Raw genomic sequence first — 14540 nt, 5'->3', positions numbered from 1 at the left:
AGCAATATCAACGAGATATGATAAGTTAGCAAGAAATTACGCCAGTATGGTATCACTGGCGTTTACTATAATGTGGCTGCCGATGTATTGCTGAATAAAATGTGTACAGCAAAGATCAACACGCCCTAGCAATGCGAGGCGAGGGCGCAACCCATGAAAGATTGCGCAATTATAATGGTAGCGATTTTGGTGGTGATTACGAAAAGGTTTGCATATTTTTTATCGAGACCTGCTCGTTCAAGGTCCAAAAATCGTAGAGGATACCGATTAAGAAAAAACCACCCGTAAACAAATAGATAATTCCCGTTATCCACTTACCCATGTACATACGGTGGATGCCTAATACGCCCAGAAAAGTCAACAATAGCCAAGCAATGGTAAAGTCAGTCGAACCGCTGCGAAAACGAAGGTCAGCTTCTTTATCCATGGCCGGAATCAAGAATAAATCGACAATCCAACCTACAAAAAACAGCCCCAGCGTAAAAAACCAAATGGTGCCGGTGACAGGTTTGCCGTAATAAAACCGATGTGAGCCGAGAAAACCAAAGATCCAGAGTAGGTAACCGACGACTTTGCTGTGCGTATCATTCATGGTTCGGTCCTGTATGTGTCAACACGTTAGATAATGGCTTGGAGTTCTGTGGCGGCAAATGGTTCCTGAACGCGCAAAAACAGAGGCCAAAGGATGAAACTTAGTAACAATTTCTTTACCCCTTTAATTGACTTCACCCATAAAGACTCTAGCATGAGAAGCGTCTTAAACCACAGATGATGCGATAATGAAAAAATTACTCTCTGTTGCAGCGTTGATGTTTGTCTTTGTTGTCACAGCGCCTTATGCAGAAGCGAAGCGCTTTGGCGGCGGCAAGTCCTTCGGTAAAAGCTTCAAAACGGCGCCAGCGCCTAAAAACAACACTACCAATACCAATACACTCAAGCAAAATACCACCAAAAGCGGAAAAAGAGGGCTCGCAGGCGGCCTGTTAGGTGGTTTACTGGCGGGTGGCTTGCTTGCCGCCTTCTTTGGTGGCGCCTTTGAGGGCATCCAATTTATGGATATCCTGATCATGGGCCTGATTGCTTACTTTGCACTAAAATTTTTACGCGGACTGACCCAAGCGAAAGCGGGAGCCCAAGCACGAGGACCTGCCTATGCTAACCCTAGCCAAGGCAAGGGCTATTATCATGAGCAACCCAATGCCTTTCGAAACCATGCGGCTGATGGCTCGACGGGTGCCGCAACAGGTGGCTTTGGTGCAAACACTGACAATGATGTGCCGTTTAACTTTCCGCCACAGTTCGATATGCAGAGCTTTCTAAGTGGTGCGCGTGAGCACTATCGTATATTGCAAGGGGCGTGGAACCACAATGAATTGGAAAAGATGCAAGAGTATGTCACGCCTGAGCTATACAACGACTTGGCGGCAGAACGCGCGCGCTTAGGCACTGAGCAGCATACTGAAGTGATGTATGTCGATGCAGAAATTGTTCGTGCCGATCACGACAGCTGTCGCGCACAGTTAAGCTTAAAATTCACCGGTCGTTATTGTGACCGCGTGGAGGGGGTTGAAGAGGATATTACCGATATCTGGCATCTTGAGCGTGATTTGACTCAACCGAATGCGCCTTGGCTGATTGTGGGTATTCAAAGCTAATCGAGAACACCCGCTTCGAAACAATAACGCTAGCTCATCCATGGGCTGGCGTTTTTTTATGTCGCCGCTTCCAGATAAATCAAATTGTCGAGCGCTTGTTGGTAATGATCGCCACAGACGTCCGGGTCGGCGTCAAACGCAGAGCAAACCGTTGGGCGTTCGGGCGTACCGAAAAGCTGGCATAAATTGTTGTCATCCAGTTGCACGCACCGGGTGCCTGCGGGTTTACCACCAGGCATACCATCCCCCAATGCCCGCTTGCACTTTATCGCTATGATGGTTATAACAGCGGCGCAATGTCTTTGCCGCTCCGCGCGGTTTTATTATAAAAAGAGAGCCAGCATCATGAGCACGCCCTTTTGGCAACAAAAAACCTTAGCGCAAATGAGCGATGAGGAATGGGAATCGTTATGTGACGGTTGTGGCCGTTGCTGTTTGCATAAATTGATCGATGAAGAAACCGACGATCTCTACTATACCAATGTTGCCTGTAGTCTATTGGACGATAAAACCTGCTCATGCAAAGACTACCCAAACCGCTTCTCGTACGAAGAATCCTGCTTGAAGCTTACCCGCGACAAAATCGACGAGTTTTATTGGTTGCCAGAAACCTGTGCCTATCGCTTGTTGGCAGAAAATAAACCGCTGCCTGAGTGGCATCCACTGATCACTGGATCAAAAGCGGCGATGCACAAAGCGGGGATCTCGGTCAAAGACAGCGTGGTGTACGAAATTGATGTGATTGATTGGGAAGATCACATACAGCTCACCACGCGGCCACGATAGTCGCTAGAATCCATCGCCCTGCTTGGCCGGCGAGAAGGCTAAGCCATTGTTTATTTTCTCGCGTGGGGCATAATGAGTGCCAACTCGAGAGGAGGTGGAATGCGAGCGTACAAAGCACACGTTAACCTTGGCTGGAAAGGAATCGCCATACGTTGGTCCTGTCCTGGATGCTGCTGTTCGCCAGTTGTGTTGCGCTTGCGCAAACCCCTGATACCGGCTGGCTTAGCAACCCTGATCACCCCCCCGTTGAGGCTCGTTTAGCGCTCACTGGACAAGGCAATTCAGAAACTTACCACCTCGACGGCTTGCTCTCTATCCATTTACAAGGTGATTGGAAAACCTATTGGCGCTCGCCAGGCGAGGGCGGGGTTGCTCCTGAGCTGATCATTAACGATAGCCAAAACCTAGATGATATTACCTGGCATTGGCTTGCGCCCAAGCGCTATGAGCTCCTTGGCCTGACAATGCTCGGCTATAAAGGCAGGTTGCTTTTCCGCTGACCTTTCGCGTCAATGCATGGCAACAGCCCGTCTCACTGAATGCCACCTTGCGCTTGTCTTCGTGCACCAGTGTGTGTGTGATCACTGACTATCCCATCTCGCTCGACTTTACCCCCCGCGCACTTAAGGCCGATGGCGAGCGGATGTATCAGTTCAATCAAGCGATGAGTCAGGTGCCTAAGCCGCTCCCGAATGTGACGCTGGACTCTGCGGTTTGGGATGCAAATAAACAACAGCTCGCGGTTACGGTGACCGGCAACCAAGCTTGGCAGCAACCCGATATGCTGGTGGATGGTGATGCGGTGATTGATGACACCTTTGGGGTGCCGAGTATCCACCGTGATGGCAACACCCTGACCGCGACCTTTGATGTCACCAATTGGATTGAAACGCCCAATCTGACCGATAAACCGATTCAGGTCACCGTCATGGATAGGCAGCTACTCGCCGAGCACAGCATCACTGTGCGTGCGGGCAATGTAGCGTCGCAAGCTGGATTGTCCATTTGGGTGATTGGCGGTATTGCGCTCTTGGGTGGTTTGATCCTGAACGTGATGCCCTGTGTGCTCCCCGTTCTGGGTCTTAAACTGAACAGTATCGTTGCTAATCCAGATGCCACACGTGGCGCCATTCGCGGCCAGTTTTTGGCCTCAGCCGCTGGGATATTGGTATCCTTTTGGGCGATTGCTGGATTACTGATGGCCCTCAAGCTTACCGGTCAAGCCGTCGGTTGGGGGATCCAATTCCAAAGTCCGATCTTTATTGGGGTCATGACGCTGGTAATTTGGCTCTTTGCCCTGAGCTTGTTTGATGTGCTGCGTATTGACTTACCCCCAAGCTGGCAGACTTGGCTAGCAACGCGTGGTGGCCATACCCACAGCGGTCATTTTGTTCAAGGGGTGTTTGCCACCTTACTGGCTACGCCTTGCTCGGCACCTTTTTTAGGGACTGCGGTGGCGTATGCGCTGGGGGGGTCGTTGACCGCGCTGTGGCTGATCTTTACCGCGCTTGCGGTTGGTATGGCGCTGCCGTGGCTGCTGGTCGCCGTTTTTCCTGGACTGACACGCGCACTGCCGAAACCCGGCCCGTGGATGAATCATGTCAAACGGGTCTTTGCGCTGTTGCTGGCCGGTACCACGGTGTGGCTATTCTGGCTGTGGATGCCTTACCTTGGCGTTTTGGGCGTAATCGCAATGGGTACGCTGTTGCTGGTTGCCACGGTGTGGCTGACATACCGGACCCTCGGCAAGCTGGCGGCGATTAAATGTTCGGCCGGGCTGCTGGTCGTTATGGTGCTTGGGCTGATGGGGGCGTCCTTGACAGCACAGCGTTGGGCAACGCCCCTCAATCTTGATCCGGATTGGGTCAGCCTCGATGAAGCGGCAATCACTCACGCCGTCGAACAGGGACAAGTAGTGTTTGTCGATGTGACAGCCGATTGGTGCATTACCTGTCATGCCAACAAGGTCGGTGTGATTTTACAATCGCCGGTTTATGATGCCATCACCGCGCCCAATGTGGTGGCAATGCAAGGTGACTGGACGCGTCCGAGTGATACCGTGACCCAGTATTTGCAAAAGCACCAGCGCTATGGCGTGCCGTTCAATATGGTCTATGGTCCGGGTGCCCTGAGGGGATCGCGTTACCGGTCATTTTGACCGATAAAGCGGTAATGGCCGCGATTGAGCAGGCACAAACGCCATGACGAGCGGTAAAATGAAACGGCCGTGGCGTACGCGGGTCAAACGTGGTGCGCGTGATCTTTGCTGGTTGACTGTGTTTGTGCTGATATCTAGCACCGCAGTGGATTGGTGGCGAAGCCGCGATATTGATACCAGCCAGGTACCTGTGGACATGGTCCGCTTGCTCGATGGCCGCCAACAAGATTTAGTGGCGATGTCGCAACAAGAGCCGGTGCTTGTCTATGTGTGGGCGAGTTGGTGCGGTGTGTGCCGTTTTGTGACGCCCTCGGTAGATTGGTTAAGCGGTCATGCGCAGGTGGTCTCGATCGCGTTACGCTCGGGGCCAGATAAAAAAGTAAATGGATACCTTGTTCATCATGGTTATGATTTCCCGGTCGTCAATGATCCAGACGGACAATTTTCACGTCGATTATCAGTGAAAGTAACCCCCACGGTGATGGTGATCGAGCAAGGAAAAATCACTTCAATAACAACAGGCTTTACCTCACCGATTGGCCTATGGTTAAGAATGTTGTGATAACTACCAACGTTAAAAAAGGAAACCGAATGTCCTTATCTCGCTTTTTTGCGCCGTGGCTGGTGCTTCTTATGTTGGCTTTTCCTGCCAGCGCTAATGCGTTATCTGATTCTGAGCAAACCCAGTTGGATGAGATTGTGAATTTGCTCGAGGAGAACCCTACATTGATTGCGAACCTCAACCAAAGCTTACAAAAGTATGTTGAGCAGCAAAAGACGCTGAAACAAAACCTCGCCGCACGCCGCGACTGGTTTGAATCGGAAACCCACAGCTGGATTGGCGCTGAAAACCCTGCAGTGACGGTCGTCAACTTTATGGACTACAACTGCCCATACTGCAAAAAGCTGGAAGAGGAATTACAGAAGCTGGTGGCCGCTCATGATGATGTGAAGGTAATCAATATTGCTGTGCCGCTAAAACAGCAGAATATCGAATCGCTTGATACCAACTCTGCCGTATATGCGATGAATGTGTGGCTCGAGCAGCCAGAGGCCTTTGCGGCGGTTCATGAATTGCTGATGAAAAAACGCGGCATGCACGATGCGCGTTCTTTAGAGAAAATTGCGCAAAAAACCGATACCGAGTCATTGCTTGCGGGCAAAGAGCGAACCGGAGAAGCCGTGGCTGACAACTATCGCGCCTTTGTTGAACTAGGGCTGCGCGGCACGCCAGCGATGATTATTGGTGATCAAGTCGCGCCAGGTTATCTGCCGTACCCACAGCTAGAAGCCATGGTTGAGGCGGCAAAAACTGAAATCTAAGCGTGATTGATACTCGCTAACTATTTGAAAGCCAGTCAAAATGTGACTGGCTTTTTTTGTTTGCTGCGGTTTGGGATAAAAGCTGGCAAAATAGCGCGCCTTAACGGTAAAGGTACGGCATGAGTCAAACGAATCATCAATCACCACGCATTGTATTAGGCCCGATGGAGGGCGTACTTGATCCCTTAATGCGCAAGCTACTGACCGAGATTAATCATTATGATCTCTGCGTGACAGAATTTGTGCGTGTGGTGGATCAGCGTTTGCCGGAAAAAGTCTTTTATCGTTTTTGCCCGGAGTTATATCAAGGCGGCATTACCGACTCGGGGACGCCTGTTCGGGTCCAACTCCTGGGGCAAGACGCTCATGCGATGGCCAGCAATGCGCAGCAAGCGATCCAGCTCGGATCGCAAGGCATTGATATCAATTTTGGCTGCCCCTCGAAAACGGTCAATGGTAACCGAGGCGGCGCGGCCTTGCTGAAAACGCCTGAGCAGATCTACGAGGTAGTGAAAGCGGTCCGTGATCGCGTTGCGCCTGAGCATACGGTGAGCGCAAAAGTGCGTTTGGGATTTAATGATCTGGACGATTATTTAGAGATAGCACGGGCGGTCAATGATGGCGGGGGCCGACGAGCTGGTGGTTCATGGACGCACCAAGCGTGATGGCTATAAGGCGGGTACCATTCGTTGGGACTTAATTGCGGAGATTAACCAACAGCTCGCGATCCCCGTAACGGCGAACGGTGATATTTGGGGGCGGGATGACGCGCTTAAATGCCAAGTGTTGACCGGTTGCAAGACGTTAATGGTCTGTCGTGGCGCCCTGAATATGCCCAACCTGGGTCAACATATTCGCGATGATGTCGCGCCGATGCGGTGGCCTGAAGTCTTGAGGTTATTAGTGCGCTATAGCGAACAGGAGCGCCAAGGTGACAAGGCCGTGTATTTCCCTAACCGTATTAAGCAATGGTTTAAGTATTTGCGTCAGTATTACCCTCAGGCTGACGCGTGTTTTAAGGTTATTCGTGTCCTTAATCGTGCTGATGAGATTGCCAGAGCGCTTGATAACGCGCGTGAGCAAACAGAATTCATAAAATAGGAAAGCTTATGTCAACACTCATAACACTCTCTGATGACTGGGACGCATGCCTGCCAGTTTTGTTGAAGGGGCGCTGTTGGCCGCCAATATTTGTCCTGTGCCGATGGACCCAGACACCTGGTTGTCGGTGCTGGTGACTGCCGGGGTTGAGGACGATGAAACCGTGGTGCTCAATGAGGCGGACAAGCAGACAGTATTCGCGCATTTGGAGCAGCAATATCATTCGCTGATGCGTAATGATTACACCTTGCCTGACGCATTAATGGTTTCGCTGCGCGGCGAGCTTGCACAAGCTTTCGCGGAAGGATTTCTGGCGGTATGGCCTATATTGAGCCGCATTGGCATGATGTGACACTCAATGATGGTAGCCGCCGGATGCTTTCTGCCTTGGTGACCACTCTGCTGCTATTGCATGATGAGGCGGGCACCTTAGCGCAAATGAAAGAAGTCGGGATTGATGTTGAGCCTGGCCAGTATGTTGAACAATTAGATCTTATGATCCAAGAAGTAGCAAAAGCGGCCGATGAGGCGCAGCAAGGCACGCACGGCGCGCACCAGGTGAATCCGTTTAAATCAGTGGGCCGCAACGATGCTTGCCCATGTGGGAGTGGTGCGAAGTTCAAAAAATGCTGTGGACGTTAACCGGATGCCCTTATCAGCACAAACAACCGTTATTCGCGTAGTGGCGGGGGTCGCGACGCACGGCAACCAAGTATTGGTGGCGCAACGGCAGCCAGACGCGCAATTTATCAGCTGGTGGGAGTTCCCGGGTGGCAAAGTTGAGCAAGGCGAGACCGACCAGCAGGCACTTAAGCGCGAATGGCTGGAAGAGTTCGGCGTTGAGATAAACGTCGGCGCACCTATCGTCGAAACCGAACACGACTATGGTGACAAGGTGATTCTACTGTGTAGTTATTGGTGCGAGATCCTTGATGAGCCATTAACGCTGAAACAGCATCAGTCCGTGTACTGGAGCGAGCCTCAGCGTCTTGACCCGGGTTTTTAGCGCCGCAGATCGGCCTTTAATCCGTCGGCTGTGTTAGCGGGTCAGCGTCTTGCAAAAATAAAAAACGCCGACTAAGTTGGCGTTTTCTTCTCTATCCGGTTATATCTGCGTCAGGCGTTCAGCCGTGTGTGATTAAGAAAAAATACGACGCGGCGGACGACCAATAAATTGGGCGATAACCACCAGTAACCAGACAAATAACATTGCCGAAAAGATCCCCACCAGCCATTGTGGCATGGACCAATCCAGCCATTGCCAAACCACTTCACTGCAGTCGCCATACGCTTCGAATACTTGGGGCAGCCACTGGTTTAAAGGTGCCCAAGATGGGAAATTCACTGCCACATCACAGGTCGCACCAAAGAGTTGACTGGGGTCGGGGAACTGATAACTGACGTGCTCTAACGAAAGCTTAAGCCCCCACGCGGCGGTGATGCCATAGGCCAGTAATCCTACGGTGCGCCAAAAAGGGTTCTCGGGGGCAATGAGTCCGAGTAATGCCGCCGTGCCCACACCGAATAAGGCGACGCGTTCATAAATACACATTACACAGGGAGCAAGTCCTTGGTTATGTTGGAAATACAGTGCAGTTGCTTCGAGGCCAATCACACAGAGAAGCAACAACAGCCAGGACGCTCGGCTGCGGGAAAATTGATTTAGGGCGCGCCACATAACTCACTCCTGATAAAAAACAAGGCTCTACACTGAGAGCCTTGCTATTCAATCGTTTGTTGAGACGAAGGTCAATGATAGAAATGCGTTAGTGCGCACTCGGTAGAGCTTGTTGGGTCATATGAATGGTTTCCGATATCCAGCCTTGGTGTAACATCCACTCGGTGGCAGGTACCAAGAAAAACTCAATACCGATGACACCGAGCACGCCCATCACAATCGTGTAAGGCAGCGCCATATATACCATACGGCCATATGACAATCGAAGCAGGGGAGCAAGCGTTGATGTTAGTAAGAACAAGAAAGCGGCTTGGCCATTCGGTGTGGCGACTGACGGCAAGTTTGTCCCGGTATTAATGGCCACCGCCAACATGTCGAATTGTTCACGGTCAATCACCCCATGGAGCAACGCAGTTTTTACTTCGTTGATGTACACGGTACCGACGAAGACGTTATCGGATACCATAGACAGTAAGCCGTTTGCCACATAGAACATGGTAAGCTGCATATGGCCTTCCAATGACAGCACCAGATCAATCACCGGGGCAAACAAATGCTGGTCAATAATCACCGCAACTATTGAGAAAAAGACAGCCAATAGCGCAGTGAAAGGCAGTGCCTCTTCAAAGGCTTTACCAATATGGTGCTCGTCAATCACACCGGTAAAGGACGTCGCCAAGATGATAATGCTGAGACCAATCAAGCCGACTGCGGCTAAGTGAAGGGCGAGCGCGGTAATCAACCATACAGCGATTAGCGCTTGAGCGACGAGCTTTGCGACATCTTGTGGCGTGCGTTTTGCGCGTTGTGCTTTGTCATACTCAACCAGTATCTTCAGAACGTTATTAGGTAGTTTCGCGCCATAGCCAAACCAGCCCAATTTTTCAACGACAATGCAGGTCAACAAGCCAGCGAAGAACACGGGCAAGGTAACCGGTGCCATGCGCAGGATAAACTCACCAAAATGCCAGCCGGCTTGGTCAGCAATAATCAAGTTTTGCGGCTCACCGACCATGGTCATAACGCCACCGAGCGCCGTACCGACCCCCGCATGCATTAGCAAGCTACGTAAGAAGGCGCGATAGTTTTCTAGATCGTTGCGGCTAAGCTCATCACTCAAGTTGTCATCTGACGTGTGATCATGCGCAGCTCCCAACTCTTTTCCTGATGCAACCCGATGATAAATCGAGTAAAACCCGACCGCGACACTGATCACCACGGCAATCACGGTTAAGGCATCAAGGAAGGCTGAAAGTGCCGCTGCCGCGCTGCAAAACGCCAGCGATAACGCAACTTTAGAACGGATCCCCAGCAAGATTTTGGTGAAAATAAACAGCAACAACTGCTTCATAAAGTAGATGCCGGCGACCATGAAAACCAGCAGTAGTAGCACTTCTACGTTGGCAACCAGCTCATGCTTGACTTGGGCCGAGCTTGTCATACCAATTGCGACAGCCTCTATCGCCAATAACCCACCAGGCTGAAGTGGATAGCATTTTAACGCCATGGCTAGGGTAAAAATAAACTCGACCACCAGCAGCCAACCGGCAATGAAAGGGTCAATCGAGAATATAATGGGGTTGATGATTAAGAAGCCAACAATGGTCAGTTTGTACCAGTCAGGGGCTTTGCCGAGAAAGTTCTTTAGAAACGCGGAGCTGAGCGTAATGGTCTTAGCCATAATGATAGTCTCATTGTTATTATGCCTCTAACCGCGCACGGGTGGGCGAGAGGATGACAGTAAACGGTGACGGTGCGACTATCGCCCTGTATTACTCATTGGCAGTCACTAGAGGATAGCCTTGTCACCCATAATTGTGCGCTAGTTTGCCTTAGACATATTTTGTTACATCTTGTATGACGTAGTTTTGCGATTTATGCCCAAATTTTCATTGATCTGGTACAAAAATATAGCAGATGTCACGCGATGAGTGGCGATATCACACAGCGGTTTCTGCAACTCATGACTAGTGGTATGATGAGTTATTAATCAGAGCAAGAAGCAAATTGGAATTTAGATTCAATGGTTATAAAGGCGGATAGCCCAGCAACATTTGCTGAAAAATATATAATTGAAAGTATTTGGAACAATCACTTCCCAAAGGGCTCTATTTTACCCGCAGAGCGTGAATTGTCTGAGCTCATTGGTGTCACCCGCACCACATTACGCGAGGTGCTGCAGCGTCTCGCCCGTGATGGTTGGTTAACCATTCAACATGGCAAGCCCACGCGGGTCAATGATTACATGCGGACGTCGGGCCTGAGTATTCTTGATACCCTAGTGACGCTGGAAGGGCAGGACGTCCACGGTGTTCTCGAGGACTTACTTGCCGCGCGGACAGACATTAGCGGTGTATACATGCGCTATGCCGCGAAAAATCGTCCGGAAGACTGCTTAAACTTGATTGATTTGGTTATCGAACGCTGCCAACAAGTGCTTGAGTGCGAGCGCTTTGATCAGTATTTAGACTTGATTGATGAGAAAAACGAAGTCCTGAAAGACGTCAAGAAAATCCAAGACAAATACGGTAAGCAGGATCCTGAACTGTGTGAGCGTATTTGTATGGGCCGCGCCTTTAATCATTTCGATTATCGTTTGTTCCAAGGGATGGCACATTTCTCTGGTAATAAAGTCTATGTGTTGACCATCAACGGTATGCGCCAAATTTATTCACGCGTAGGGGGCTATTACTTTATGGACCGCCGCGCCTGTGAAAATGCGCTCAGCTTTTATAATGACTTACGCGAAATGGTCGCCAATAACCAACATCCAGCCATCAGCGACCGGGTTAAACAATACGGGCGTGAGTGTGGGGGATTATGGTTTAGTAACCGTGAGACCATTGCCGCTCACATGACGGAAGAAGAAGCGTAAACCTTGGTATGAATAAAAAAGCCGCCATGATGGACGTATCAGGGCGGCTTTTTTAATGATGTTGCATTAGCGTCGAAGCCTCATGGTGAGCTTAATGGCTGCCTATTAACATATCGGGATCAAATTGTGGCCGCTTGGGACAGCTACTAAGAATTTTTCCTCGTCCTTCGCTGGTTTCTTCCTCCAAAATGACCTCAAAGCCCCAGAGCCGGTGGACATGCTTTAACACTTCCTCATGAGAGTTGGCGAGCGGTATACGGTTGTGCGGCACATACCTGAGTGTGAGTGAGCGATTGCCACGTAAGTCGACATCAAATACCTGGATATTTGGCTCGCGGTTGCTCAGATTGTATTGCGCTGAGAGATCTTCACGTAGCTGACGATACCCCTGTTCATTATGAATACTGGTGACTTCGATATAGCTTTGTCGATCGTCGTCGTTGACGGCAAAAAACTTCATATCCCGCATCACCTTTGGGGACAGAAACTGACTAATAAAGCTCTCGTCTTTAAAATTCGCCATCGCAAAATGGACCGTCTCGAGCCAATCTTTACCCGCAATATCAGGGAACCAATATTTATCCTCATCGGTTGGGCTCTCGCACATACGGCGAATATCTTGGAACATCGCGAACCCGAGAGCATACGGATTAATACCGGAATAAAACTGACTATTATAGGGGGGCTGCGCGACCACATTGGTGTGGCTATGCAAAAATTCCATAATAAAGCTATCGGTGACTAACCCCTCATCGTAAAGGTGGTTAAGAATGGTGTAATGCCAGAAGGTCGCCCAGCCTTCATTCATCACTTGCGTCTGTTTTTGCGGGTAGAAATACTGGCTCACTTTGCGCACGATCCGCACAATTTCTCGCTGCCAAGGCTCCAGTAGCGGTGAGTGTTTTTCAAAAAAGTATAAGAGGTTTTCCTGCGGTTCAGAGGGGAAACGGCGTTTTTCCTCTTCTTGATCTTTTTTGCCACTAGGAATCGTCCGCCACAGTTCGTTCACTTGGGTTTGCAGATAATCTTCTCGCGCTTTCTGGCGCGCTTTTTCCTCGGCGAGTGAGATCTTTTGCGGGCGCTTGTACCTGTCAACGCCATAGTTCATCAGCGCGTGACACGAATCAATGAGGTTTTCGACGTCGGCGAGACCATACTTTTCTTCACACTCGCTAATGTAGTGCTTGGCAAACAAAAGATAATCAATGATCGACCCGGCATCCGTCCAGGTTTGGAACAAGTAATTACCTTTAAAGAAGGAATTGTGGCCGTAACACGCATGCGCCATCACCAGCGCTTGCATTGTAATAGTATTTTCTTCCATTAAGTAGGCGATACACGGATCTGAGTTGATCACAATCTCATACGCCAATCCCATGTAACCATGTTTATAGTTGCGCTCGGTTTCAATAAATTTCTTGCCAAATGACCAATGGTTATAATTGATTGGCATACCCACACTGGAGTAAGCGTCCATCATCTGTTCGGCGGCGATGATTTCGATTTGATTGGGATAGGTGTCGAGTTTGTAGTGCTCGGCCACCCGTTTAATTTCCTTGTGATACTGTTCGAGCAGGTCAAAAGTCCAATCGGGTCCATCGTGGAGCGGAGTGTTGTGTTTACCTTTGGTGGCAGCCATACCATGTCTCCCTGATAAAATGCGTCAATGCCGGTATGGCGTCAGGCCTCGACCTGACGCTTAAACAATTCGCGAAATACGGGGAAAATTTCTTCCGCCGAGCGAATGTTCTGCATGGCAAAATTGTCATGGCTTTCGGCGAGCGACTGATACTCACGCCACAGTGTTTGGTGCGCACGACGTGTTATTTCAATATAGGCGTAATAGCGACTCACCGGTAATAGCGTTTTTTGGAGTAACTCGCGACAGCCCGGCGAATCGTCCGCCCAGTTATCGCCATCTGAGGCTTGAGCAGCGTACACATTCCACTCGGCTGGGTTGTACCTGTCTTTGATGATTTCATCCATCAGCCTCAGGGCGCTGGACACAATGGTGCCGCCGGTTTCTTGCGAATAAAAGAACTCATGTTCGTCGACTTCTTTCGCCTGCGTGTGATGGCGAATAAATACCACCTCCACATTTTTATACGTCCGCGAAAGAAACAGATACAGTAAGATATAAAAACGCTTGGCAATGTCCTTGGTGGCTTGATCCATCGAGCCAGACACATCCATTAAGCAAAACATTACCGCGCGACTGTTTGGCTGAGGTCGCTTTTCGTAGTTTTTGTAACGTAAATCGAAGGTGTCGATAAATGGTACTGTGGCAATTTTGTTTTTCAGTGCCGCGATTTCTTCCTCAATGCGTTTTACTTCTAATGGTTGAGCAGGCTCAGCCCGCTGTACTTGTTCAAGCGCTTCTTCAAGCTCCGCGAGCTCTCTGCGTTTACCAGCTGACATCGCTGTTCGTCTTGCGAGCGAATTTTGTAAAGAACGGACGATGGCGATATTGGAGGGCACACCGTTTGAGGTATAGCCAGAGCGGTGAGTTTTGTACTCCACCATTTTTGCCATCTGATTCTTTTTTAGGTTCGGTAGCTCAAGATCTTCGAACAACAGATCCAGATATTCGTCTTTCGATATTTGGAAAACAAACTCGTCTTGTCCCTCGCCATCTGGACTTGCTTGTCCTTCACCGGCACCGCCGCCCTCGCCACCGGGTGGGCGAGCGATACGGTCACCAGGACTAAACTGGTCGTTACCAGGGTGGACAGCCTCTCGCTGTCCCCCTTTACCTTGATGAAACGTGGGTTCACGGATATCTCGTGATGGGATTGAAATATCCTCACCACTCTCGACATCTGTGATCGAGCGATTGTTGACAGCGTCAGCAATGGACTCTTTTATCTGCCGCTTGTGGCGGCGTAAAAAGCGCTGTCGATTGACAGTGCTTTTGTTTTTGCCATTGAGACGACGATCAATAAAATGCGCCATAACTTTCTCCCG

General features: G+C 50.0%; 11 protein-coding genes and 5 pseudogenes. 10 read left to right on the top strand and 6 right to left on the bottom strand.

Annotated elements, in window-relative coordinates:
- A pseudogene (locus DZ54_RS24615) lies at window positions 1-94 on the top strand (IS5/IS1182 family transposase); the annotation flags it as partial.
- A gap of 102 nt (window positions 95-196) precedes the next feature.
- Here DZ54_RS24615 and DZ54_RS0100550 read toward each other — a convergent pair.
- Window positions 197-592 carry an NINE protein gene (locus tag DZ54_RS0100550; protein WP_025672746.1) on the bottom strand — a complete coding sequence of 132 codons (396 nt, stop codon included), beginning with the start codon at window positions 590-592 and terminating at the stop codon, window positions 197-199.
- Between the two features lie 187 nt (window positions 593-779).
- Between DZ54_RS0100550 and DZ54_RS0100545 the strand changes: the two genes are divergently transcribed.
- On the top strand, window positions 780-1655 hold the full coding sequence (locus DZ54_RS0100545; protein ID WP_025672745.1) for a Tim44 domain-containing protein: 876 nt from the start codon (window positions 780-782) through the stop codon (window positions 1653-1655).
- 56 nt (window positions 1656-1711) lie between these two features.
- Here the strand turns inward: DZ54_RS0100545 and DZ54_RS0100540 are convergent.
- Window positions 1712-1897, bottom strand: a pseudogene (locus tag DZ54_RS0100540) (YkgJ family cysteine cluster protein); the annotation flags it as partial.
- Between the two features lie 103 nt (window positions 1898-2000).
- Here DZ54_RS0100540 and DZ54_RS0100535 point away from each other — a divergent pair.
- The 7 genes and pseudogenes from DZ54_RS0100535 to DZ54_RS17740 all read left to right on the top strand — a co-directional run bounded on the left by DZ54_RS0100535 (window position 2001) and on the right by DZ54_RS17740 (window position 8029).
- Entirely contained in the window at window positions 2001-2441 is a 441-nt protein-coding gene (locus DZ54_RS0100535; protein ID WP_025672743.1) for a YcgN family cysteine cluster protein, read from the top strand.
- A gap of 167 nt (window positions 2442-2608) precedes the next feature.
- Window positions 2609-4646 (top strand): annotated as a pseudogene (locus tag DZ54_RS17755) (protein-disulfide reductase DsbD family protein).
- Complete coding sequence (locus DZ54_RS0100525; protein WP_025672742.1) at window positions 4643-5161, top strand: protein disulfide oxidoreductase; 519 nt, start codon at window positions 4643-4645, stop codon at window positions 5159-5161. The pseudogene DZ54_RS17755 and the gene DZ54_RS0100525 overlap by 4 nt, the downstream one beginning before the upstream one ends.
- Before the next feature lie 29 nt (window positions 5162-5190).
- Window positions 5191-5922, top strand: a complete 732-nt coding sequence (locus DZ54_RS0100520) for a DsbA family protein (RefSeq protein ID WP_025672741.1) — start codon at window positions 5191-5193, stop codon at window positions 5920-5922.
- Window positions 5923-6086: 164 nt separating this feature from the next.
- Window positions 6087-7023 (top strand): annotated as a pseudogene (locus DZ54_RS17750) (tRNA-dihydrouridine synthase).
- A gap of 8 nt (window positions 7024-7031) precedes the next feature.
- Window positions 7032-7665, top strand: a pseudogene (locus DZ54_RS17745) (YecA family protein).
- Window positions 7666-7669: 4 nt separating this feature from the next.
- On the top strand, window positions 7670-8029 hold the full coding sequence (locus DZ54_RS17740; RefSeq protein WP_240473873.1) for a (deoxy)nucleoside triphosphate pyrophosphohydrolase: 360 nt from the start codon (window positions 7670-7672) through the stop codon (window positions 8027-8029).
- A 132-nt stretch (window positions 8030-8161) separates the two neighbouring features.
- On the opposite strand, the gene dsbB is transcribed toward DZ54_RS17740, so the two are convergent.
- Window positions 8162-8701 (bottom strand): disulfide bond formation protein DsbB, encoded by a 540-nt coding sequence (dsbB, locus tag DZ54_RS0100500; protein WP_025672740.1) that lies wholly within the window; start codon window positions 8699-8701, stop codon window positions 8162-8164.
- An 88-nt stretch (window positions 8702-8789) separates the two neighbouring features.
- Window positions 8790-10382, bottom strand: a complete 1593-nt coding sequence (gene nhaB / locus DZ54_RS0100495; RefSeq protein ID WP_037353154.1) for a Na(+)/H(+) antiporter NhaB — start codon at window positions 10380-10382, stop codon at window positions 8790-8792.
- Between the two features lie 342 nt (window positions 10383-10724).
- Here nhaB and fadR point away from each other — a divergent pair, with 342 nt between their 5' ends.
- Entirely contained in the window at window positions 10725-11576 is an 852-nt protein-coding gene (gene fadR / locus DZ54_RS0100490) for a fatty acid metabolism transcriptional regulator FadR (protein WP_025672738.1), read from the top strand.
- 91 nt (window positions 11577-11667) lie between these two features.
- Here the strand turns inward: fadR and DZ54_RS0100485 are convergent, their stop codons facing one another.
- Window positions 11668-13215 carry a SpoVR family protein gene (locus DZ54_RS0100485; RefSeq protein ID WP_025672737.1) on the bottom strand — a complete coding sequence of 516 codons (1548 nt, stop codon included), beginning with the start codon at window positions 13213-13215 and terminating at the stop codon, window positions 11668-11670.
- Window positions 13216-13256: 41 nt separating this feature from the next.
- Window positions 13257-14528, bottom strand: coding sequence for a YeaH/YhbH family protein (locus DZ54_RS0100480; protein ID WP_025672736.1), 1272 nt, complete (start codon window positions 14526-14528; stop codon window positions 13257-13259).
- Between the last annotated feature and the right edge of the window lie 12 nt (window positions 14529-14540).

It is taken from the genome of Salinivibrio socompensis S35, assembly GCF_000513715.1.
GTDB classification, from domain to species: domain Bacteria; phylum Pseudomonadota; class Gammaproteobacteria; order Enterobacterales; family Vibrionaceae; genus Salinivibrio; species Salinivibrio socompensis.
This window is presented reverse-complemented; position numbering and strand designations above follow the sequence as displayed.